We start from the raw sequence: 21,184 nt of genomic DNA, 5'->3' as shown, positions 1-21,184 counted from the left end.
GCATCCGGGGATCCCCGGATCCCCGTAACCGCGCATCCGGCTGCCGTACGTACGCACTCGATCCTGGAGCTACCTGAATGAAGCCCGGCCTGCCGACCGCCATGGAACGGCCCCACTTCATCGGCATCGGCGGCGCCGGCATGTCCGGCATCGCGAAGATCCTGGCCCGGCGCGGCGCCCGGGTGGCCGGCAGCGACGCCCGTGACTCCGAGACCGCCCAGGCGCTGCGCGCCCACGGCGCCACGGTCCACATCGGGCACGCCGCCGGGCACCTCGCCGACGACGCCACCTGCGTGGTCGTCTCCAGCGCCATCCGCGCCGACAACCCGGAGCTGGCCCGCGCCGCCGAGCTCGGCATCCCGGTCGTGCACCGCTCCGACGCCCTGGCCGGGCTGATGGACGGCCTGCGGCCGATCGCCGTCGCCGGCACCCACGGCAAGACCACCACCACCTCGATGCTGGCCGTCTCCCTCTCGGCGCTGGGCCTGGACCCCTCGTACGCCATCGGCGGCGACCTGGACGCCCCCGGCTCCAACGCCCACCACGGCGAGGGCGACATCTTCGTGGCCGAGGCCGACGAGAGCGACCGCAGCTTCCACAAGTACACCCCGCAGGTCGCGATCATCCTCAACGCCGAGCTCGACCACCACGCGAACTACGCGTCGATGGACGAGATCTACGAGTCCTTCGAGACCTTCGTCGGCAAGATCCCGGACGGCGGCACCCTGGTCATCGCCCACGGCCAGGCCGGCGCGGCCGAGATCGCCGGGCGCGTCAGCGGCAACCCCGGCCTGATGATCGTCACGTACGGCGAGGAGCCCACCGCCGACGTCCAGATCACCAAGATCACCCCGCGCGGGCTGAGCAGCGAGGTCACCGTCGTCATCGACGGCCGGATGCTCACCTTCACCGTCTCCGTGCCCGGCCGCCACTACGCGCACAACGCCGTCGCGGCCCTCGCCGCCGGCGTCGCGCTCGGCATCCCGGCGCACAACCTGGCCTCCGCCCTCGGCAAGTACACCGGGGTCAAGCGCCGCCTCCAGCTCAAGGGCGAGGCCGCCGGGGTCCAGGTCATCGACTCCTACGCGCACCACCCCACCGAGATGACCGCCGACCTGGAGGCCATCCGCGGCGCCGCCGGGGACTCCCGCATCCTGGTCGTCTTCCAGCCGCACCTGTTCTCCCGCACCCAGGAACTCGGCAAGGAGATGGGCCAGGCCCTCGCCCTCGCCGACGCCTCGGTCGTCCTCGACATCTACCCCGCCCGCGAGGACCCGGTCCCCGGGATCACCAGCGAGATCATCATCGACGCCGCGCGCGCCGCCGGGGCCGACGTCACCCCCGAGCACTCCAAGGAAGCCGTCGCCGACGTCATCGCGGGAATGGCCAAGCCCGGCGATCTCGTTCTCACCATGGGTGCGGGCGACGTCACCGACCTGGGGCCGGCCATCCTGGCCCGTCTGTCGAACTGACGGCTCTGGGAAGAGCGGGAAAGCGGGAGAACAGTCATGTCGTACGAGGTAGAGAAGACGGACGAGCAGTGGCAGGCGGAGCTGACCCCGTCCGAGTACCAGGTGCTGCGCCTCGCCGGGACCGAGCCCGCGTTCCGCGGTGAGTACACGGACACCAAGACCGAGGGCGTCTACAGCTGTCGCGGCTGCGGCTCCGAGCTGTTCCGCTCCACGGAGAAGTTCGAATCGCACTGCGGCTGGCCGAGCTTCTGGGATGCACGCAACTCAGACGCCGTAGAACTTGTGGCCGACACGTCACACGGAATGGTGCGCACCGAGGTCCGCTGCGCGAAGTGCGGGTCCCACCTGGGCCACGTCTTCGAGGGCGAGGGCTACCCCACCCCTACCGACCAGCGCTACTGCATCAACTCGATCTCGCTCCGCCTGACCCCGGACGAGTGATGCGGCCGCGGGAAGGGCGCCCGTGCGACTGGGACCCTCCCCGCGGCCGTTTCGCCTCAGGAAGGTCGGCGGGGCGCGGCCACCTTCTTGGCAGGGGCACGCGGTGGCCGTACCACGACGGGTGAACCTATGACCCTCTCGGCGATAGCGCGCCATCCGGGGACGTTCACTCCGCCCCCGCCGTCGTGGTCTCTGTCGCTGGTCCACACGAGGACCCCATGGGGGCCGCCGCCCTCGGATTCCGGCAATATGCCCTGCTCCGCGTACCAGCTCCGGCGCTCCTCCCAGTGCTGCGCGTACGCCGGGCGGTCTAGCATGCCTAGGTGCTCCCAGTAGACCGGACGCCCGGACGGCGCCGCGATGGTGAAGTCAGGCCGGATGGTGCGCCCGTCCCCGCCCTTCAACGGCTGTTCGTACGACCAGGTCCCGGGCGCCAGCTCCTCGAGGATCCCGGCGAGAATCACCTCGTTCTTGCTGCGGACCATGACTCCGCTGACCGCCACATGAACCAGCCGAGCATCGACGCGCCCGCCATCGGTTCCGGAGGGCGTCGTCACACGGCGCGGATCGGGGCGGCCGAGCAGGTCCGTGAAGCGCCGGGCCGTGTTTGAGCCGGTGGCTCTGGTGAGATCCATGAGATCTTCCAGCGGACCTTCATGGCACAGCACCACACGCTCGGTCTGCCGGGTCAGAGCTGTGTACAGCAGTTCACGTGAGAGGCCGGCCGTACCCGCCGGCAGGACCACCACGACCGTGTCGAATTCGCTGCCCTGGCTCTTGTGCACGGTCAAGGCCCATGCCAGCTCCAGAAGAGCACCATCCTCGGCTCCCGCGCCGCCGCGGTAGACGTACCGGGTTCCGGCCTGGGACGAGAACTCCACCTCGGTCCACGTGGGAGGGCGCGTGCTGCTGACCGGTCCCGTGACGACCCCCAGTTCACCGTTGGCCACGTAGCCCTGCCGCTTGGCCGTCGGGGACCACTGCCTTTTGTTGACGGTGTGGACCACCTTGTCGCCTGCCACGATCCTCTCGGGACCGAGAGGCTTGGGCACACGGCGCTGCGGGCCGGGCTTGCGCGCGGAGTCGAGCGCCACCTGGCGGTAGCGGCGCTTCATGTGACGGTTCAGCTCGACCGTGCCGTGCGCCCGCCCCCGCACGGGGGACAGGACCTGCCATGTCCCGCAGTTCTCGGCAGCGTTGGAGAAGTCGGGGAAGACCATGTTCTTCCACGGCCTCGGGGTGGCGCCGTAGGAGATCCCGAAGCTCAGTCCTGAATCGTCTTGCTTCACGTCGAATTCCTCGCGCAGCACGTCGTCGAGGACCTGGGCCACCGGACGGCCGTTCCATCCGACGGCGCGCAGCGTGGGCATCTTCTGTCCCAGCCGCAGGCGCTGCCATACCGCGTCCGCGTTCTCCGACTGTGGGTCGCCGCTGAACCAGTGGGCGAGCGCCAGGTCGTCCCGTTCCGGGTCCCCGTCACGGCTCCGCTGCCGCCTCAGTACGGTCAGCTCCGCCCAGCCCCGCGCGACGCGCGACTCCGTGCCCGTGCGGGACTCGCGCAAGGCCAGCTCGAGGTCCACGAAGGGGCGGCCCGCCCCGATGGGGGGCAGCTGGCGCGGGTCGCCCACCAGCACGAGGCGCTGTGCGGGGATGACGGCATCCAGCAGTGCGGCGAGCATGTCCTCCGTGAGCATCGAGGCCTCGTCGACGACGACCGTTCCGTACTGAGCCGATGGAGCCGCCTTGTGGGTGATCACATAGCGGCCGTCGCCGTCGTAGTGGTCCGACTTGCTGAGGAACTGGGCCAGGGTCTGGGCCTTGTGTCCCACTTTGTGCTCCAGCTGTACGCGGGCCTTGCCCGTGGGCGCCAGGAGCAGGATCCCTTTCGCGGCGATTTCCGGTCGCTGGACCAATGCTTTGATCAGGGTGGTCTTGCCGGTGCCGGCAGGGCCGTTGAGCACTGTGAGCGGACTGCTGTAGATCTCCTGAAGGGCGGCCGCCTTCTCTTTCCGCGCCCGCCGCTCCTCCGCCTGGTCGGATTCCTCAGCCTGCTCCTGCGCGTCGAGTACGGCGTCCAGCGTGCCGGAAAGGTCGCTGGGCACGGCGTGCCGCGGCGCTTTGAGTAGAGCGTCGACGACGTCACGTATCCACTGGACCCGCTTGGCGGCGGACCGGAGCTTGTAGGCGGCTCCGCCGTCATGCAGCTCCGTTCGGCATAGCTGCGGCCAGTTGAAGTCCTTGTCGTAGTCGTCGAGATCCTCGGGCCGCAGTGCCAGCGCTTTGAGGAGTGCCGGGGAGGGGCACAACGGGTGGACAGCGTTGATTTCACCGAGGCGTTCGTTCATCTCCTCGGGGGGCAGCAGGGTATGGCCGTCGTCCTGGGCCCGGAGCAGCACCGCGGCCATGGCCGCTTCGAGCCGCCGCCTGTCCTCGGGGTCGTCGAGCAGCTCGGAGACCGGTAGCGGATGGCGCTCTGCCAGCTGGTGGTCGGGGAAGCAGCCACGGTCGACGGTTTCGAAGGCGATGGGATCGCCGTCGTCGACGGTGCACGTGACCAGGGTGTAGGGGTCCGCCAGCAGCTCGCCGATCTCGATCGGTATCGAGGTCTTGCGATTGATGACCCGCCGCACCTGGTCCGGGGAGAGATCGAAACGCGCGAGCAGCCGCAGGGCCTGCCGCTGGTCCGGGTCGAGGCTCGCCCACAGGGCCCGGCGGGTCCCTGTCACGAGCTTGGCGATCTCCGGTGGGCTGGCGTGGCCGTCCAGAGTCCGGGTAAGGGCGGGCCACGGGTCTTCGCCCACCGGGACGGAGCCCATGAGGATCCGGGCGGCGGATGTGGGATGGGCGAATCCCAACCAGGAGAGCACCCCGGGCAGTCCGGGAGCCGGGCCGCGGCGCACCCATGCGATCCGGAGCTGTTCGTCGAGCCAGTTCAGGGACTCCTGCGGCATGGAACAGCCGAGCGCTACGGCGGCGTCGGCGGCCCGCTTGATCTCCAGCAGGGCTGCCACCGCCATGTCCGCCGGCACGTGCTCGGTCGCGTACGAGAATTCACGGTCGGTCTCCGGTGCCGCGGCCAGGGCGCGGGTCACGTCGACACCGGTGTCAGCGAGTCGAGCCAGGGCCTGCAGGGGGAGGAGGATCCCTCCGGTTCCGTCACTGCGCAGGGTGTGGCGGACCACGGTCTCCCACATGTGGTTGGGGAACGGGGTGGGCCCGGAGGTGCGCCACCTGGCGGGCAGGGTCACCGAGTCGACCAGGGCCGCGCCGGCGAGCATGCGCCTCGGGTGGCCTTCGAAGGGGGCGTGCTTCAGGTAGAAGAAGATCAGGGACTGGCCGTCCGTGACGTCCTGGAAGAAGGTCTCGATGACGGCCTGCTGGTTGTCGCCGTGAAGCACCCAAGGTGACGCCCAGCCGAGCGCCTTGAGCGCGGTCTCCTCGGCATTGGGGTCGTATCCCGGTACGGGGCGCTCTGCGCGCACCTGGTCGAGGTTGTCGCGGTTGAGCCAGAAGAAGGGTATGCCGTGCACTGACCAGGCCGGCAGGTCCACGACGGTGTCCTCGACCGCTCTCAGAGCCTGGGAGGACCGGTAGGGGTGCTTCGTCACCAGCTCGTGGTCCGTGCCGCTGAGGAAGCTTCCGCGTTCCGCCGCGCACGCGGGCAGGGCGAGGGGAAGGTCGGCGAAGGGCCGTCCCGCGAAGCGGACCTCGACCGCGTCGTCGCGTTCCTTGCCTACCTTGTCGAGCAGGACACATGAGCTGTTGCCCAGTGGGTCCCTGCAGATGCTGCCGTCCCAGCCCGAGTCGTGCCACGGGACCCGAACTGAAAGATGCTGGACGAAGGCCATGGCGCTCCATGCGATCGAGTGTGTGAAGGAGGGGCTGCGGCGGGTACCGCATGCCGACTGTCTGGGGGGTGGGGTCTGGGGGTCGAGCACCCCGGATGCCGTGCTGGGTCAGGCTAGTCGCCTGTGCTGACATCTGATCAGGTTGTCCGGATGCCAGACGGGAGCGAGGTCGCCCCGCCCGGCAGGCGTCCCCCAGTTGCGGGTGCGAAATATCCGTATTATGCGGCAGGCCGGAGCGGGGCGACCGGAGTGCATCGCTTGCCTCGCGGGTCCTGACCTGACTGACTGGCGCCGCCTGGGGACCGCCCTGGGGGAGGCTGCGGTGCCGACGAAGAAGAAGCCGGACGCGGTGGACGCCTGGGTGGCGCTGGCCGCCGCGAAGCATGGCAGCGCAGTGATCTTCACTAGCGATCCGGAAGACATCCAGGCGTGCCTGGCTGTGCTCAATCCGCCGGACGTGCATGTGCAGCAGGTGTGAGCGCGCTGAGCGGAGCAGTGTGAATCCGCGAAGCGCGAGGGCTGGCCGAGCTTCTGGGATGCACGCAACTCAGACGCCGTAGAACTTGTGGCCGACACGGCACACGGAATGGTGCGCACCGAGGTCCGCTGCGCGAAATGCGGGTCCCACCTGGGGCACGTCTTCGAGGGCGAGGGCTACGACACCCCGACCGACCAGCGGTACTGCATCAACTCCATCTCCCTGCGGCTGGCCCCCGGAGAAGACGTCGCCGAGGGCTGACCGGGCCAGCGGACTGCACCAGATGCGGGGTGTCGGCCTCTTCCGGGTCCGTCGCCGTGTGCTTTTTGGGTCTGTCGCATAGCGGGTCCGCGTTTGACCTGCATCGTGCTGGAAAGTCAGTTCGTCCAGTTCAGTGAAGTCGGGCGGCCAGTTCGGCGAGCCAGGCGCCGGGACCCTGGGGCGCGGGAGGATCCACCTCCATGCCGAGTTCCGCCAGGGCGATGGCGTAGTCCGACTCGTCCAGCGGCAGCGACAGCAGGTCGTGCAGTTCGCCGTCGAGCTGGGCGGTCAGGCCCGGATCGGTGCTGTCGAGGTAGTCCTGCAGCGCCGAGTCGTGGTCCTCGAACTCGTCCGGCATGTCCTGGGAGAACCAGCCTCCGAGCAGCTGCCCGAGTTCGGGGAACCGGGCGTGCCACTCCCAGTGGGTCCGTGGGGTTGCGGGCGCCGGAGCCGTGCCCGTCTCCACGCTCTCCTTGAGCCGGTCCGCCAGTCGCAGCAGCCAGTCCTGGATCTCCGTGTCGGGCAGCCCGACGTCGGGCACGGGGTAGAACTCGCCGAGGCGCAGCCGGAGCCGCCCCGGCGGATTCTGCGCGTACTCGCGGAGCTGGTGTTCGGCGACGGCGATGGCCCAGGGGCGGGTGCGCCAGCAGTGCCGGAGGTAGGCGGTGAGGGCCTCTTCGTCGTCGGCGGTTCGGCCCAGGTGTGCGTGGATCACCTGGTCGAGTTCGCCGTACTTCCGGTCGTGTTCGAGGGGCTTGAGGGACACGGGGCAGCCTCTAGAGGTAGATCGGGAAGGTGCGGTGGACGCTGAAGCCGTGCGCGCTGGCGGCATTTCGCTTGAGCACGACGCGGGCGGCCCGTACGTCTACGGCGTCCCGGCCGGCCAGCATCATCGCCTGGAGTAGGACCCGACCGACGGGCTCGGGGCGGGAGGGCCACGCGGCCTCGATGGTGAGCCGCTGTCGAGTGGACTGGGCCAGCCAGCGGTGGATCACCTGCTCGTTGCGGGTGACGACGTGCTGAGTGGCCCACTGGGCCGTCTCGCGGTCGGGATACGTGGCGGCGCGGTTCGCGACGGGCGCCGCGCTCTCGGCAGGGGTCATGAGTGCTCTCGCTGCATGTGGTCGTTGATGGTGTCGATGAGCTCACGCAGGCCATCGCGGGTGGCCCAGTAGAGATGCCCCTTGAGGCATTGCTCGCCGGGGAAGAGAACGAGGGCGCGCTGGGCCTCGGTGGTGTAAGCGACAGCCCGGTCGTGGCAGTAGGGATGCTCACTGGTCACTGAGGCGTGGACAATCGCCGAGAAGCTGGGGGCCCCACCCTCGTCCATGAGGACGGCATCGAATCCGAAGAGGTGGGGGAACATCTGGAGGAATTCCCACCCTGCCATCGGCAGCTCACCGTACTCGGGCGCCGGTTCACGGTCGAGAATCCGAACCATTTCGGCAAGGGTACGCAGGTATTCGGCTGGATCCATTCCAGCGGCGGCCCGCGTCACTTTCTCCATGAATTCCGACGGATACGACTCAAGCGTGCCGGACCGTGCGACGCAATCCCCGGTGAACTCCAGCACACCGGCCGCGACGTAGACCGAGCAGTTCCAATGGGCGGCCCAGTCCTTGCCGACCACCCGGATGTAGCGCCGGATCTCGTCGTCCAGGGAGAGCTTCCCGCCCGAGTCCTGGACCGAGAGGGCGATATCGATGAGCCGAAGCGCCGGGCCGCCGGTGAACAGCGCCGTAGGGGATGGCTGCACGTAATCCACCTTTCTAGGGTCCGTTGTGCGGCATGGCGGTGAGCACGATGAAGGGGGGAACCAGGCCGTCCTTGTAGATGAGCCGCACCTGCACCCAGTTCTTGTCCGTGGCCTGTGCGTTCATCCCGTCCGTATCATAGTCGCCGCGCGAGACGCTGCGCCCCGTGGACTCGTTCGGGAACTCCAGATAGAGTGGCGGCTGAATCTCGGATTTGTTCGGGTCGTAGTTCGGATTGTTCTGTTTCTTCTTTTCGACGCTTTCGATCCACTTCGAGATGCGATCGGCATTGTCGATGTTCTCGATGGTCGACTGGGTGTATCTCTGTGCCGCGGCGAGATCCTTGAAGGACGAAGCGGCGGGGGCGCCCGCCTGATCGCGGAGGCGTTGCCTGAGCTGGTCGTCGGTCATGCCGACGTGCTTGTCGATGGGGTGGCTGTCGTAGAGGCCCTCCTGGTTCGCCAGGTCCATCGGATAGAACATGTTGTCCGGGTCCTGCCCCGGGACGGTGAAGCGGTGCTCGGGTTTGAAGTCGTTCAGGGAGCGGGCGCCGAAGGCCTGGGAGCGGCCCTCCTCCGACTGAAAGGTCGGAGCGCTCCGGTACGCCTCGTCGAGGGCCGGCATCAACGCGTTGAGGCGGCTCTCCACCCCGCGTAGTTCGATTTCGTACGTCGAAACCGCCCGGTTGATCGCGGCGGTGTCCACCTTGAGCGTGATGCCGATGGCCACCTCCTTGCCCATCCCCAGCAGCTTCTTGCCGATCTTCTTGACGTCGTCGAAGTCGGGCAGATCCGTCAGCTCGGCCAGCGCGTCCCGGATGGCCTTCTTGTAGATGCGCCACACCTCGTGGCGCATCTTCTCGGCCGACTCGGCGAAGGTGCGCATCGCCTTGCTGACTTCCTGGGTGGTGTCGAAGAGCACGCTCATCACGGGATGGCTGCCGCTGCCCTGCCCGCCGGCGGCGTCGTGCTTCCACTGGTAGCCCGCCGTCGAGGTGCCCCACGCCGTGGTGCCCCAGAGGGAGCTGACGAACTGGCGCATCGCCGACTGCCACTCGCCGTTGTTGGGGTCGGAGATGGAGCCGACCAGTCCGGTCAGGGCGCCGTCCACCTGCGTGACGGCGAAGCCGGGCCTCAGCCAGGCCAGGGCGATCTTGTCGATCTCCAGGTAGTCCGGAAGGGGCAGGATGTCGGCGGCCTTTCCCCACCGGCCGACGTGGTGCAACAGCCCGCGCAGGAGGTCCGCCGCCCAGTCGGGAATCCCCTCCATCAGCCAGGAGATGAGGCCGCTGCTGTAGTCGTCCATGTCACCCCAGCGCAGGTCGGTGATCTGCTGGTACTTCGGGGGTGTGTCGATGACCTTGGGGACGGGGAACTGGACGGGGGGAACCGTGCCGGACGGATGGCTGGCGGCCTCCGCCCGGGAGTAGTTGTTCGCCGTCGTGACGAATCCGACCGCGGCGCCCCCCACGCCGGCGACGCTCCGGGCCCATACGTCGAGGAAACGATTCCCTACCTTGACGTAGGCGGCGGACACGCCCTGCGCGGCGCTCCCGTACCCGCCGCAGTCCATGTACTCCACGAGGTCGTAGAGGAAGTCGTTCGCCACCGTGTGCAGCATGTTCTGCTGCAGGACCACATTCCCGGCGACACCGTTCAGCTGGGAGGGAGTGACATCGAACCCGCTGCCCTGGGCAGGTGCCGTGGGTCCGGCCATTAGCCCGCACCCCATCCGCGCAGCACGGCCCGATGGGCGGCGGTGTAGTTCGAGTGGCCCGTCGTCACGACCTCGTGCAGCCACTTCTGGGAGGCTTCCAGGTCCTGCATCTGCCGGTCCCACCGGTCGAGTTCGTCGACGAACGCGTCACGGGCCTCGCCCTCCCAGCTCAGTACCACCTTCTCGGTACGCGCGTAGAGCGTCTCCAGCCGCTCGTTGAGCTGGCGAAGGATGTCCTCCAGCTCCCGGGCCAGTCCCTGGAGAGTGCCGAAGCTGACTCCTATGTGGTCACCGGACATGCAGAGCCCCCCTTTCATCCGGAGTACGTGTGCGTCAGATGTCCATGAGGCCGCTGCGCGGTGCCGCCGGTTCCGTGCCCTCGGAGAGCCGGTCCACTTCGCGCGCGACGTCGACCGAACTCCGCACCTTGCGAAAGGCCTGGAGTACGTCCAACTCCTGCTGGGTGAACCCGTCGCGGCCCATACGTACGGCCTCCTCGAGGACGACGAGGATCTCCCGGATGCGTACGGCGTCCTCGGCGGCGTCCCGGTGCAGAGCCCGGTAGGCCTTGGCCGTCTCGCCCTTCCAGCCGGCCTCGATCCGGTCGACGATCGCGTCCATGCGCCGGACCTGGCCGTCGAGGTGTCGCTGCATCGAATCCATGTCATCGGCGAGCCTGGTCAGGTCGCTCTCGGACGCGTTCAGATCGGCATCGCTTGCCAAGGCCCCGCCCTTCATCGCTTCCGCCACCCTAACAACAGGGCTTTCACCTATGCCGATCGGCCCGGATATCCGGTGGAGGTCCTGTGGGGGCGGTGACAGGGTGGGGCGCATGCCCCCGCTCCACGCCGAACAGCTCCTGCGGGAGTTGCATGCCTCTCTCAAGCTCCGTAAGCGTCCCGAGGACGTCGCCCAGCTGATCCAGGACCTGTTCGCCGCCTAGCGCGTCGACCTCGATCCCGCCACCGTCGCGGCTCTCGATAAGGCCGTCGAGCACTCGCTGCGCAGGATGTGGCACGGCTACACCTCCATGCGCGAGGAGTTCGTGCGGCCCGTCGGTGCGCAACGCCAACTCGCCCGCACTGCCGCCTTGTTCCCGAACCTGTCGGAGTTCCGGGCGGACGCCGGGGACGATCCCGCCCAGATCGAGGCGGTGATCCGGCGGGCCGGCGAGGAGATCTGCCGGGAGTACGGGGAGAACGACTTCGGCATGGAGCGACTCAACCGGTCCGAGCGTGCCGAGGCGGGTATCGGCGAGCTCTCCAAACGTCAGTACAACAAGCGCTTCCGGCTGCTCCGCCGCATGGAGGCCAAACTGGCCCGGATCGTGCACGAGCAACGCCGCCGCGAGATCACCATGACCGGCAAGGGCGCGCTCGCGCACACGGTGCCGTACGAGGCGTTCGCCGCCGACCCGGGCACCGCGGCGTTCGTCGCGTACCTCACCGCGCGGGCCACCATGCGCAGCGTCTTCACCAACGGAACGCAGCGCAGGCCGTACGACGAGGTGGCCGATGCCCTGTTCCAGCTGCTCCGCGCGGAGCCCGACCGGACGAACTGGTACGTGGTGGCCCACGCGCACCCGACCGCCGAGGTGCTCGGGCACCTTTCCGACGAGGACATCGCCCGGTTGCTCGTGCGCTGGAGCCTTTTTCTGCGGGAGGTGGCCGAGATGCTGGAGGACGCCTGGAATCGGTGCCGGCTTGAGCGCGACACCATGATCGTGCGGCCCGGCAACGACTCGTCGACGTGGAACCAGGCCGCCCAGGCCTGGAGCACGGCACGGGCGCACTGGTTCGCATTGATCGGTGAGCTGGGCGAGGAGGACCTTCTGGACCGTGTCTGCCCGGGCAAGGTGCCCCGGCTCATGGCGGCAGACGTGGCCTACTGGCACCGGATGAGTGGTGGCGGGCTGCATCCCGACACCTATGTGTGGGCGGAGCTTCCGTTGCCCTGGGAGGTGCTACGGGGCGAGGCGGAGTGTCCTCGTTCGCTGGTCGAGATGGTCTGCCAGCGGCACGGTGTTGACCCAGTGGCAGGCGGCTGGACCGCACCGAGGCCTACTGCCGAACCTGCCCGGTTCCGTCGCACACCGGAGCTGGTGCACGGCGTGGCGGTCGCCGATCCGCTCATGGCGAGCGCCCTGCGATCCGCGGGGGTGTTCTCGGGCAAGGGCAAGCGGGCTGCTGCGCAGGAGTGGCTGTGACCCGCCGGCGGGCGGGAGGAAATGAGTTGCCCCGTGAGGCCGCAGCCGACGAGGATCACAGCGGCGGCGAGGAAGCTCTGCGGAGGAGCGCCCGGCTCGATTTCCGGGTGGACGTAGGTTCGAATCCTGCCCTCGCCGCCGCCTTTCCCGGTCGGCTCTTCGAGCTGGTATGGGCAGAACTCCACGACTACCGCACTGGTCTCACACGCTGATCTGTGAGGGAGCGGCTGTGGGGTGTCGGAGGAGTGTGCATCGAGAATGGTGCGCGGCTGGCCGAGCTTCTGGGATGCGCGCAACTCAGATGCCGTAGAACTTGTGGCCGACACGTCACACGGAATGGTGCGCACCGAGGTCCGCTGTGCAATGTGCGGCTCCCACCTGGGCCATGTCTTCGAGGGCGAGGGCTACCCGACTCCGACGGACCAGCGGTATTGCATTAACAGCATCTCGCTGCGGCTGACCCCCGCCGAAGGGGAGTAAGCGAGGTGGGCCGGGGCCCGGGGGCGGCCCGGGCAGGCCCGTTAACCGGTGGAGGTTCTGACGGCCCGGTGTCAAGGTGAGGCGCATGCCTCCGCTCCATGTCGAGCAGCTCCTGCGGGAGTTGCATGCCTCTCTCGGGCTCCGCAAGCGTCCCGAGGACGTGGCCCAGCTGATCCAGGACCTGTTCACTGCCCGGCGGGTTGAGCTTGACCCGGTCACCGTCGCGGCTCTCGACAAGACGACCGAGCACTCGCTGCGGCGGATGTGGCATGGCTACACGTCCATGCTTGAGGAGTTCGCCCGGCCGGTCGGTGCGCAGCGCCAACTCGCCTGCGCAGCGACCTTGTTCGCGAGCTTGCCGGAGCTTCCGGTGGACGCCGGGGACGATCCCGCCCGGATCGAGACGGTGATCCGCCGGGCCGGTGAGGAGATCTGCCGGGAGTACGGGGAGAACGACTTCGGCATGGACCGGTTGAACCGGGCCGAGCGGGCCGAAGCGGGTATAGGCGAGCTCTCCAAGCGCCAGTACAACAAGCGCTTCCGGCTGCTGCGGCGGATGGAGGCCAAGCTGGCTCGGGTCGTGCATGAGCAGCGCCGCCGCGAGGTCACCATGACCGGCAAGGGGGCGCTCGCGCACACGTTGCCGTACGATCTGTTCGCCGCGGACCCGGGCACCGCGGCGTTCGTCGCCTACCTCACCGCTCGGGCCACCATGCGGAGCGTCTTCACCAACGGCAAGCAGCGGCGTCCGTATGACGAGGTCGCCGATGCCCTGTTCCAGCGGCTGCGTGCGGAGCCCGAGCGGACGAACTGGTACGCGCTGGCCCATGTGCACCCGACTGCGGAGGTGCTCGGGCACCTTTCCGACGAGGATCTGGCCCGGTTGCTGGTGCGCTGGAACCGTTTCCTGCGGGAGGTGGCCGAGCTGTTGGAGGACGCCTGGAACCGGTGTCGGCTGGAGCGCAACACCATGATCGTCCGGCCTGGGAACGACTCGTCGACGTGGAACCAGGCCGCACAGGCCTGGAGCAGGGCCCGGGATCACTGGTTCGCGCTGCTCACCGAGCTGGGCGAGGAAGACATCCTGGACCGCGTCTGCCCGGGCAAGGTGCCCCGGCTCATGGCGGCCGACGTGGCCTACTGGCACCGGAAGAGCGGCGGCGGGCTGCACCCCGACACCTATGTGTGGGCCGAGCTTCCGTTGCCCTGGGAGGTGCTGGGGGGCGAGGCGGACTGCCCCCGATCGCTGGTCGAGGCGGTCTGTGCGCGGAACGGTGTGGATCCGGTGGCCGGCGGCTGGACTGCACGGAGGCCAGCCGCCGAACCCGCGCGGTTCCGTCGTACGCCGGAGCTGGTGCACGGCGTGGCGGTCCCCGATCCGCTGATGGCCAGCGCCCTGCGATCCGCGGGGGTGTTCTCGGGCAAGGTCAACCGACAGAATCCGTTGACCTGCGGCGCCACGGCATCGCTGGGGCTTGACTTCCCGTACGCCTCAAGATCAGTTCCCAATTCCCTGGTCAACAGGGCCCTGGCATGCGGTTGTGGCCCTGTCCCGTGCCCGGTTGAGATATCCGAAGCAGGGCACGATGGCGGGGCTGAAGGCGGTGTGGCGCCGAGCGGGTGGGAGCTGCTGCGGCCGCAGGAGTGGCTCCAAGAGGGGCGTTCCTCGATGAGCTGAAGGTCGAGTACGCGGTCATCCCTTGGCCGAGTCTGGGATGGCGGCCGGGATTCGGAAGAGCAGGTGGCGAGCCTTGCGGCGGACTTCCTCAAGGCGGCCGTCCGCGACCATCGTCTTGAGAACGTTCCGCACCTTCATCAGGGACGGGTGGGCGCAGGCTGCCTGAACGTCCTTGGCGCGCCAGAGGCGGTGGGGTTCCTGAGCCATCAGCAGCAGGACCTTCTCGATGTCGACATCGGCTTCGCCGGCTGTCGCATCAGGGGTGGCGTCCGGCGGACTGTCCTGCGCGGTCTCCCGGATTGCGGGGTGGGTGACGGGCCCGGTGGCGAGCTCATGCCACAGGTTCGCGATCTCCTCGATTTCGCGAGCTGATTCCAGGAGTGTCTCGTAGCGGAGTGCCTCTGCCGAGGCCTGGGCATGCAGACGGCTCCACTCGGCCTTCAGGGATTCGAGGTCAGCCGAGGGCGGCGAGGTTGGCCCTGCATCTTGAGTTGCCACGGGCCCGACGCTAGCCGCACGAGGCCAGGCGGCCCAAGGGTAGGGCTGCGTAATCCCTCGAAACGGTGACGCGGATGACAGGGTGGGGGGCCCGGCCAGCGGCAAGGCCATTGGCTCGACAGCAGCCCCTCCTCCCTCGTCAGGAGTCCGCCGCCTTCATCCCTCTCCGCATTGATGGTCAGCTGCGAGGGCGCCGCAGCGAGCTCCGGATCGAGCGGCGGGCAGTCATGTTTCGAGCGGATGGCGGTCCGCTGAGCCGGTCGGCCTTCGCCACCTCTGACGGGCTGTGGCCCGAGTACCCCGACCACTGCGCTGATGGCGGCCGCGGTGCGCCTCGTCTCCGAGCGCGGCACGACGGACATCCCGGTCACCGACCTCGCCGAGGCGGCTGCCGGTCACGGCCACCGTGGCGGTTCGGCCGGCGCCGTCGTAGCTGGTCATGACGGTCCGGCTGACGCCGTTCGTGGTCGAGGTGACCTTGGCGGCATTGCCCCACCAGTCGTACTCGCTGGTGGTCTTGGGCAGCTCGCTCAGGTTGGAACCGCCGTCCGTGATGACCCCGCCGGGTCCCGTGGAGCACTTGAGGTCGGCCCACTCGGGACGGCCCTGGCAAGCGCCGCTGCCCGTCGAGGACCAGTACGTGTGGTGACATGGGCTCCGGCATCGCTGCCGTTGAATCCGGGCAGGATCTGATTAACCACGCGCCCCTGGTCGTCGTACTCGGTGGTCTCGGTGATGACGAGGCCGCCCGGGTCCTCCACGGTCTGGGTGGGCAGGCCCTTGACCCAGTCGTACACCGTCTGGTCACGCGGTTCTCACCCTGGGCCGCCGGGGACTCGCGCACCTCGGCGATGCGCCCCAGCGGACCGAACTCCTTCAGCTCCTGGGTGCCGTTCTCGTTGTAGACCGAGGTCGTACCCAGTAGGTTCGCACGTTCGGCCGTGGACAAGAAGTGATGCCCAGATCCGCCTGGACAGCACGGTCCGTGGCCGAGACGCCGAGCGCGACGGCCCGGTTGGCTCGGAGAGTTCCCGCACGGAGTTGCCGAAGCTTGCTCGATGACGGAGATGTGCCCGCCAGGGGTGGCGGAGTCGACCCCGCGTCCCGAGACACCGAGGTAAGTGACCTCGGCACGGCCGTAGGAGGAAGAGGTCAGCGAGCTACCGGAGTGGCTCGTCGGCACCAAATCCGCAGGGAAGAACACGGCGGCATCAGTGGGTGCCTCGGTCTGATCCCGCGCCTTCACGTCCGCCGACCCGAGGGCATACGGGGCCTTGGCGCCGGTCAGTGGGACGTCGTAGTCGACCGAGGTTGACGTGGCGGACCGCCCCTGACCACCCCCAGATAGCCAAACGCTGCTGACTATTAGTTAGGCGGTCTCGTACCTCACAACAACGGTGTCGAACAGTTCACGCACGTATCGGCTCAGATCTGTGGAGGCTGCCGGCCCGATGACTCCGCCCAATGGGGCATCGGCGACTGCGTAGCTCAACCTATGTGCGACTGCAGTTTCCGGGGCCCGTTGCTGCCATCGGCGCACCAACGGGTTCTCCCGGAACCGAGCCTCTTCTTGGATGGTGACGCGTCCCTCACTGTGGGGCACGCATGGGTAGATGAAGTCCGCGTACAGGTTCTCGGGGTCTGGCGTGCGAGGCTCGGGGCGCTCTGTACCACCGCTCATGAGGAGCCGCAGGTAGCTTGAAGGGAGGTGTACGCCCGTTGCCAGTTCAAAGGTGTCCATGGTTCCCCCGCCGGCATGCCGGGCTCCGATTTCGAGGAATACCATTCCTTGGGGGGTCTGGAAGCCTTCCAGATGGAATATGCTCGTTCTAAGCCCAACCGCCTTGAGGCAGTCGGAGGCCCACCGGGAGAGTTCGGGCGTTGTCTCGATCTGGATGTCCGCTTGCGGCCTGCCTTCAGCAAATTCGAGGCATGTCCCTTCGTACCGATAGGCCTGGCTAACCACGACCTCGTCGTCCACGACCAGTCCGTCAACATGGACTACCGGTGCATCGATGAACTCCTCGATCTCGAAGTCCGTTGACTGTCCCCCGCCCGGTATGCCCTGAGACGCGACCCTGTCGAGGGTCGCTGAGGGTGTGGGGAACACCTGTACATGCTGGCTCATGGCCGATCCCCGCGGCTTCAGGACTGTCGGTCCCTGCCAAGGAATCTTCCGCGTCGAGGATGTGAGGATTTCTTCGAGGGCCAGAAAACGTGGGGTGCTGAGGCCTGCTGCGGCAACGGCAGCCTTCATGACGACTTTGTCGCGCACCGGGAGGACGGCGTCCTCACGCGCTCCCTCTACGCCAAGGTGTTCACGAACGCGTGCGGCGGGAATGAGATCAGATTCCGCTAGTGCGACTACAAGGTCCGGGTGTGGCATACCGGCCACGGCAGCGAGGACTTCGTGGGCCACATCGTCCGTGCCAGGGCGTTCAAGACGTGTGCATGGCAAGTCATCGGGCAGGTTCGCCAGTCGGTCCTTCACTCCGACATAGGTGACCTGATGGATTGCGTGATCGATGGCTTGGGCATACCGGATCTCGTTGGCCGGCAGACGGTGCAGGACCAGAATACGCATCGTGAGGTTTCCTTACCATGAAGTTCGGCGGCGCCAATCCTCGGCAGGCTTGCGCGCCGAGAGATCTCGCGGATGGTGCACCCGTCCTTGTACTTCTAAAAGGTCATTTGGGTGTGGCGCGGTGTCCTGCAACTGCGGTGGCCGCCGACAGGCGGCGAGGCGATATGTCTACGGGCACCCTCGCCCCGCCGCCCTTCGAAGTTTCAGTTGTTGGTCGGCGCGCCGCACGCTGTCCACGAGACACACCAGCGGCACCACCGAACACGACCGGACACGCCCTCCCCGCGCGACATCAACGTGTCCAGGATCACGGGGAAACCTCGCCAACGGACATCGAGCCGTTAGGGAAGATAGCAGTCGTCCGAAATTCGAACAAGAGCATCCGCTGATCGAACCTTCCGGGGTGCTGCGTGAGGGTCACCGTGGACCGCGTCACCTCCCTTTGCATGCCTGGGATTAGCTCCATCCAAGGTGCGAGCGATCGTCGCCACGTCGCCCGCCCCCTGGGCGCAGGCCCTCATCAGCCGGCTCCTCAACATGCGCTTCAACACTCACGACAGCCACAGTGCAAGGCGGCCTCCCCCTCCCCTCCTCCTGCCCCGGCCCCACCACCTTGACCAAAGCGATAGGCCCCCCACCTGCGTAGATGGGGGCTGACAGCCTCGCCCGCAAGGGTTGACACGACTCTGCTGAGCCGTGCAAGATCTCAATCGCCGTCGGCTGGGCAGGTGTTATTTTTCTGCCTGTCTTGGTAAGGCGAACGCCTCCCATCCGGTTCCCTGCAGCCAATTTCCAGTACATGTCACTAACGATGCATCGGGGACACATGTCGACGTCTACCCTGAACAAGGCCTTGCCTGAACGAGGAAACCCGAGGCTCTTCGCCTTCGTCTCACTCGTCAACTCAGCTGGCCGGGGAGCATTCCTGACGTGCTCAGCACTCTACTTTACCCATATTGTAGGGCTGTCCCTCTGGGAACTCGGAGTGGGGCTTACCATCGCCGGGGTGGCGGGACTCTTTGCCGGCGTTCCGTTCGGCTATCTGGCTGACCGCCGTGGGCCACGGGAAACCGCCTCTGCCCTGCTGGCCCTCTCGGCCGTCACGAGTGTGTCGTTCATGTTCGTCAGCTCGTTTGTCGCCTTCGTTGCCGCGTCCTGCCTCTTCGCCCTGCTGGAGCGCGGCGGGAGCGCTGCTCGGCAAGCGACGCTGGCAGCGGTTCTCGAAAAGAGCCAGGCAGTTACAACAAGGGCGTACCTGCGCGCTGTCGCCAATATTGGGATGGCGGTGGGAACTGGCCTGGCGGGAATCGCCCTCGCTCTGGACTCCCGCCCTTATTACATTGCCGTGCTCGCCTTCAATTCAGTGGCACTGGCAGTCTGCTCCTTGTTGATGCTGCGCCTACCCAAGACCGGGGTGATCCCCCCGAAGCGGGTCGATGAGCCGAGACTGGTCGTCCTGCGTGACCGACCCTATGCAACAGTGGCCCTCATCAATTTCGTGATGATGCTGCAATTCCAGATCCTCGACATCGCGTTGCCGCTGTGGGTGGCCCGTCATACCACCGCCCCCCGCTCGATCATCGCGGCCCTCATCCTCTTCAACACCGTGGCCGTGGTGCTGTTGCAGGTGCGAGTCAGCAAGAAGATCGGCGACATCGCCTCAGCCGTACGCTGGTGGCGTATATCTGGTTTCATCCTGTTCGGCGCATGCTTCCTGTTCTCGCTCTCCGCTAACGGTTCGCCCCTGTTCGCCTGTGTGATGCTCGCTCTTGCCGCCATCCTGCATGTCTACGCCGAACTGCTCCAGTCCGCCGCCTCGTGGGTCTTTAGCTTCGATCTGGCACCCGAGGGGCGGCACGGTCAGTACCAGGGATTTTTCAACACTGGTCTCTCGTTCTCGGACATGGTGGCACCTGTAGTGCTCATCCCCCTTGCAGTAGAGGGTGGATCCCTGGGTTGGCTCGCACTAGGTGCCATTTTTATCGGCGCAGGTCTGGCCGCAGCGCCGGCGGTGCGCTGGGCCGTGAATTCGAGAGAAGCCGCAGCCGGCATTCAAAATGTAGCTGTCTGATGCAGGATGGTGATGAAACACCGCATTGCCAACTGGCTCTAAGCTTGTTCTTTTTCTACGGGTCTCGAACGACGTCTCGAACTGAGTCGCTCACCTGGGGGTTCGCCGGACATGGGGGCGGCCTTCGTCTGATCATGTGCTCCGACCAAGGTGCACGTGACCACGACGAAGGCCGTGAGGGTGAGTCTGCTGCCTGATGCTGTCCGGAGGGAAGCGTTCGCGGAAGCGTCACGCTTCCGGGCTGAGTTCTATGAGTGTCTTACCGCCCGGCGTGACGAGTTGTTCGAGCTGACCGACGCGGTGCTGTGCGTCGACGGGCCGGTGGTCTCGCCGGTGGACCTGACGCTGGTACCCGAACACCGCCGTGGGCACGGAGCGTTGTACGGAGCCCTCAACCACGGCCGGATCGACGTCGACAGGCTGAGGTTGCTGCTGGCTGACATGCCGCTGCCGCGCTTCGAGGGCGGGCGTCTGGTGCTGGCGGTCGATGTGTCGCCGTGGCTGCGGTCCGACGCGCCGTGCTCGGCCGACCGGCTGTTCTGCCACGTCTACGGGCGGGCGAAGTCCGCGTCGCAGTTCATCCCGGGCTGGCCATACTCCTTCGTTGCCGTCCTGGAGCCGGGCGCCACGTCGTGGACCGGGATCCTGGACGTGGTCCGCCTCGGGCCCGAGGACGACGCGACCGCGGTCACCGCTGCCCAGCTGAGGGCCGTGGCCGAACGGCTCATCGCGGTCGGCCAGTGGACGCCGGGAGATCCGGACATGACGATCGTCATGGACGCCGGCTACGACGTCACCCGTCTGGCCTGGGTGCTGCGGGATCTCCCGGTCGAGCTGGTCGGGCGGATCCGCAGCGACCGGGTGATGCGTCTGCCGAAACCACCGAGGACGCACGGCGTCAACGGCCGGCCGCCCAAGCACGGCCCGGAATTTCGCTTCGCCAAGCCCGACACCTGGCCCGAGCCGGCGATCACCACGGCCACCGACACGGTGAACTACGGAAAGGCCGAAGCCCAGGCGTGGGATCGGGTCCACCCGAGACTGACCCACCGCTCGGCATGGCTGGAGCACGACGGCGAACTCCCCATCGTCGAAGGCACCCTGATCCGGTTGAAAGTCGAGCACCTCTCGAAGGAACGAGAGGCCCCGCCGGTGTGGTTGTGGTCCTCCAAAACCGGCGCCGCCCCGCCGGACGTGAACCTGTGCTGGCAGGTGTTCCTCAGGAGATTCGACCTGGAGCACACGTTCCGTTTCGGGAAACAGACACTCGGCTGGACCACCCCGAAAGTCCGTACTCCCGAGGCGGCAGACCGCTGGACCTGGCTCCTGGTCGTCGCCCACACCCAGCTCCGCCTCGCCCGGCCGCTGGCCACCGATCTCCGCCGGCCCTGGGAGAAGCCGGCCAAGCCCGAACGTCTCACCCCGGCCCGGGTCCGCCGCGGGTTCAGGAACATCCGCGCGCACCTGCTCTGCCCGGCCCGTGTTCCTCAACCGACCGGAACCGGCCCTGGCCGACCCCTCGGCTCGAAGAACCGGCGGCCCGCCACCCGCTACGACGTCGGCAAAACCGTCAAACGTCCCGAGACCCTCAAGGCCATCGGAAAGCCCGGCAGATCTTGGTATTGATCAGAAACTCATGGGGTTCTCGTCCAGGACGTAGCGGACGTGTGGGCCGCCGAAGTAGCCGCGGACGATGT

At 67.4% G+C, this 21,184-nt stretch carries 16 protein-coding genes, 1 tRNA gene and 3 pseudogenes; 10 read left to right on the top strand and 10 right to left on the bottom strand.

What is annotated here, in order from left to right:
- Nucleotides 1-77 precede the first annotated feature (77 nt).
- Both murC and msrB read left to right on the top strand, forming a co-directional pair.
- The gene (gene murC, locus MTF69_RS06120) at nt 78-1,472 is read left to right on the top strand and encodes a UDP-N-acetylmuramate--L-alanine ligase (protein ID WP_243331408.1); all 1,395 of its coding nucleotides are present in this window, start codon (nt 78-80) and stop codon (nt 1,470-1,472) included.
- Between the two features lie 36 nt (nt 1,473-1,508).
- Nucleotides 1,509-1,913 (top strand): peptide-methionine (R)-S-oxide reductase MsrB, encoded by a 405-nt coding sequence (gene msrB, locus MTF69_RS06115; RefSeq protein ID WP_243331407.1) that lies wholly within the window; start codon nt 1,509-1,511, stop codon nt 1,911-1,913.
- A 56-nt stretch (nt 1,914-1,969) separates the two neighbouring features.
- On the opposite strand, the gene MTF69_RS06110 is transcribed toward msrB, so the two are convergent.
- On the bottom strand, nt 1,970-5,761 hold the full coding sequence (locus tag MTF69_RS06110; RefSeq protein WP_243331406.1) for an AAA family ATPase: 3,792 nt from the start codon (nt 5,759-5,761) through the stop codon (nt 1,970-1,972).
- 322 nt (nt 5,762-6,083) lie between these two features.
- On the opposite strand from MTF69_RS06110, the gene MTF69_RS06105 reads away from it, so the two are divergent.
- Together MTF69_RS06105 and MTF69_RS06100 are read left to right on the top strand one after the other, a co-directional pair.
- The gene (locus MTF69_RS06105) at nt 6,084-6,239 is read left to right on the top strand and encodes a hypothetical protein (RefSeq protein WP_243331402.1); all 156 of its coding nucleotides are present in this window, start codon (nt 6,084-6,086) and stop codon (nt 6,237-6,239) included.
- Between the two features lie 39 nt (nt 6,240-6,278).
- A pseudogene (locus MTF69_RS06100) lies at nt 6,279-6,500 on the top strand (peptide-methionine (R)-S-oxide reductase); the annotation flags it as partial.
- A gap of 130 nt (nt 6,501-6,630) precedes the next feature.
- Here the strand turns inward: MTF69_RS06100 and MTF69_RS06095 are convergent.
- From MTF69_RS06095 to MTF69_RS06070, 6 genes are read right to left on the bottom strand one after another with little or no spacing between them, the layout of a single operon-like run.
- On the bottom strand, nt 6,631-7,266 hold the full coding sequence (locus MTF69_RS06095) for a contact-dependent growth inhibition system immunity protein (RefSeq protein WP_243331400.1): 636 nt from the start codon (nt 7,264-7,266) through the stop codon (nt 6,631-6,633).
- Nucleotides 7,267-7,276: 10 nt separating this feature from the next.
- Complete coding sequence (locus MTF69_RS06090; RefSeq protein WP_243331399.1) at nt 7,277-7,603, bottom strand: RNase A-like domain-containing protein; 327 nt, start codon at nt 7,601-7,603, stop codon at nt 7,277-7,279.
- Nucleotides 7,600-8,265, bottom strand: a complete 666-nt coding sequence (locus MTF69_RS06085) for a hypothetical protein (protein ID WP_243331397.1) — start codon at nt 8,263-8,265, stop codon at nt 7,600-7,602. Before MTF69_RS06085 ends, MTF69_RS06090 begins: the two co-directional genes overlap by 4 nt.
- Before the next feature lie 4 nt (nt 8,266-8,269).
- Entirely contained in the window at nt 8,270-9,970 is a 1,701-nt protein-coding gene (locus MTF69_RS06080; protein ID WP_243331396.1) for an RNase A-like domain-containing protein, read from the bottom strand.
- The gene (locus tag MTF69_RS06075; RefSeq protein WP_243331394.1) at nt 9,970-10,269 is read right to left on the bottom strand and encodes a WXG100 family type VII secretion target; all 300 of its coding nucleotides are present in this window, start codon (nt 10,267-10,269) and stop codon (nt 9,970-9,972) included. Before MTF69_RS06075 ends, MTF69_RS06080 begins: the two co-directional genes overlap by 1 nt.
- Before the next feature lie 34 nt (nt 10,270-10,303).
- On the bottom strand, nt 10,304-10,693 hold the full coding sequence (locus tag MTF69_RS06070) for a WXG100 family type VII secretion target (RefSeq protein WP_374322220.1): 390 nt from the start codon (nt 10,691-10,693) through the stop codon (nt 10,304-10,306).
- A 286-nt stretch (nt 10,694-10,979) separates the two neighbouring features.
- Here MTF69_RS06070 and MTF69_RS06065 point away from each other — a divergent pair, with 286 nt between their 5' ends.
- From MTF69_RS06065 to MTF69_RS06050, 4 genes and pseudogenes are all read left to right on the top strand, one after another.
- Nucleotides 10,980-12,176, top strand: a complete 1,197-nt coding sequence (locus MTF69_RS06065; RefSeq protein WP_243331393.1) for a hypothetical protein — start codon at nt 10,980-10,982, stop codon at nt 12,174-12,176.
- A 65-nt stretch (nt 12,177-12,241) separates the two neighbouring features.
- A tRNA-OTHER gene (locus MTF69_RS06060) sits at nt 12,242-12,314 on the top strand.
- 129 nt (nt 12,315-12,443) lie between these two features.
- A pseudogene (locus MTF69_RS06055) lies at nt 12,444-12,656 on the top strand (peptide-methionine (R)-S-oxide reductase); the annotation flags it as partial.
- A gap of 85 nt (nt 12,657-12,741) precedes the next feature.
- Nucleotides 12,742-14,334, top strand: a complete 1,593-nt coding sequence (locus tag MTF69_RS06050; protein WP_243331391.1) for a hypothetical protein — start codon at nt 12,742-12,744, stop codon at nt 14,332-14,334.
- Between the two features lie 15 nt (nt 14,335-14,349).
- On the opposite strand, the gene MTF69_RS06045 is transcribed toward MTF69_RS06050, so the two are convergent.
- The 3 genes and pseudogenes from MTF69_RS06045 to MTF69_RS06035 form a co-directional block, all read right to left on the bottom strand.
- Nucleotides 14,350-14,832: a hypothetical protein gene (locus tag MTF69_RS06045; protein WP_243331390.1), complete on the bottom strand. Its 483-nt coding sequence runs from the start codon at nt 14,830-14,832 to the stop codon at nt 14,350-14,352.
- A gap of 390 nt (nt 14,833-15,222) precedes the next feature.
- Nucleotides 15,223-16,159 (bottom strand): annotated as a pseudogene (locus MTF69_RS06040) (sugar-binding protein); the annotation flags it as partial.
- A gap of 42 nt (nt 16,160-16,201) precedes the next feature.
- Nucleotides 16,202-17,416: an acetyl-CoA carboxylase biotin carboxylase subunit family protein gene (locus tag MTF69_RS06035; RefSeq protein WP_243331389.1), complete on the bottom strand. Its 1,215-nt coding sequence runs from the start codon at nt 17,414-17,416 to the stop codon at nt 16,202-16,204.
- 799 nt (nt 17,417-18,215) lie between these two features.
- Here MTF69_RS06035 and MTF69_RS06030 point away from each other — a divergent pair.
- On the top strand, nt 18,216-19,487 hold the full coding sequence (locus MTF69_RS06030) for an MFS transporter (protein ID WP_308401368.1): 1,272 nt from the start codon (nt 18,216-18,218) through the stop codon (nt 19,485-19,487).
- Nucleotides 19,488-19,667: 180 nt separating this feature from the next.
- A complete protein-coding gene (locus MTF69_RS06025) occupies nt 19,668-21,113 on the top strand; it encodes an NF041680 family putative transposase (protein ID WP_243331889.1) in 1,446 nt (481 codons plus the stop codon).
- Nucleotides 21,114-21,184: the final 71 nt, after the last annotated feature.

The sequence above is a fragment of the Streptomyces sp. AP-93 genome, from assembly GCF_022808175.1.
Taxonomy (GTDB): domain Bacteria; phylum Actinomycetota; class Actinomycetes; order Streptomycetales; family Streptomycetaceae; genus Streptomyces.
Note: the sequence above shows the minus strand (reverse complement) of the source record. Positions and strands in the feature narration are given on the sequence as shown.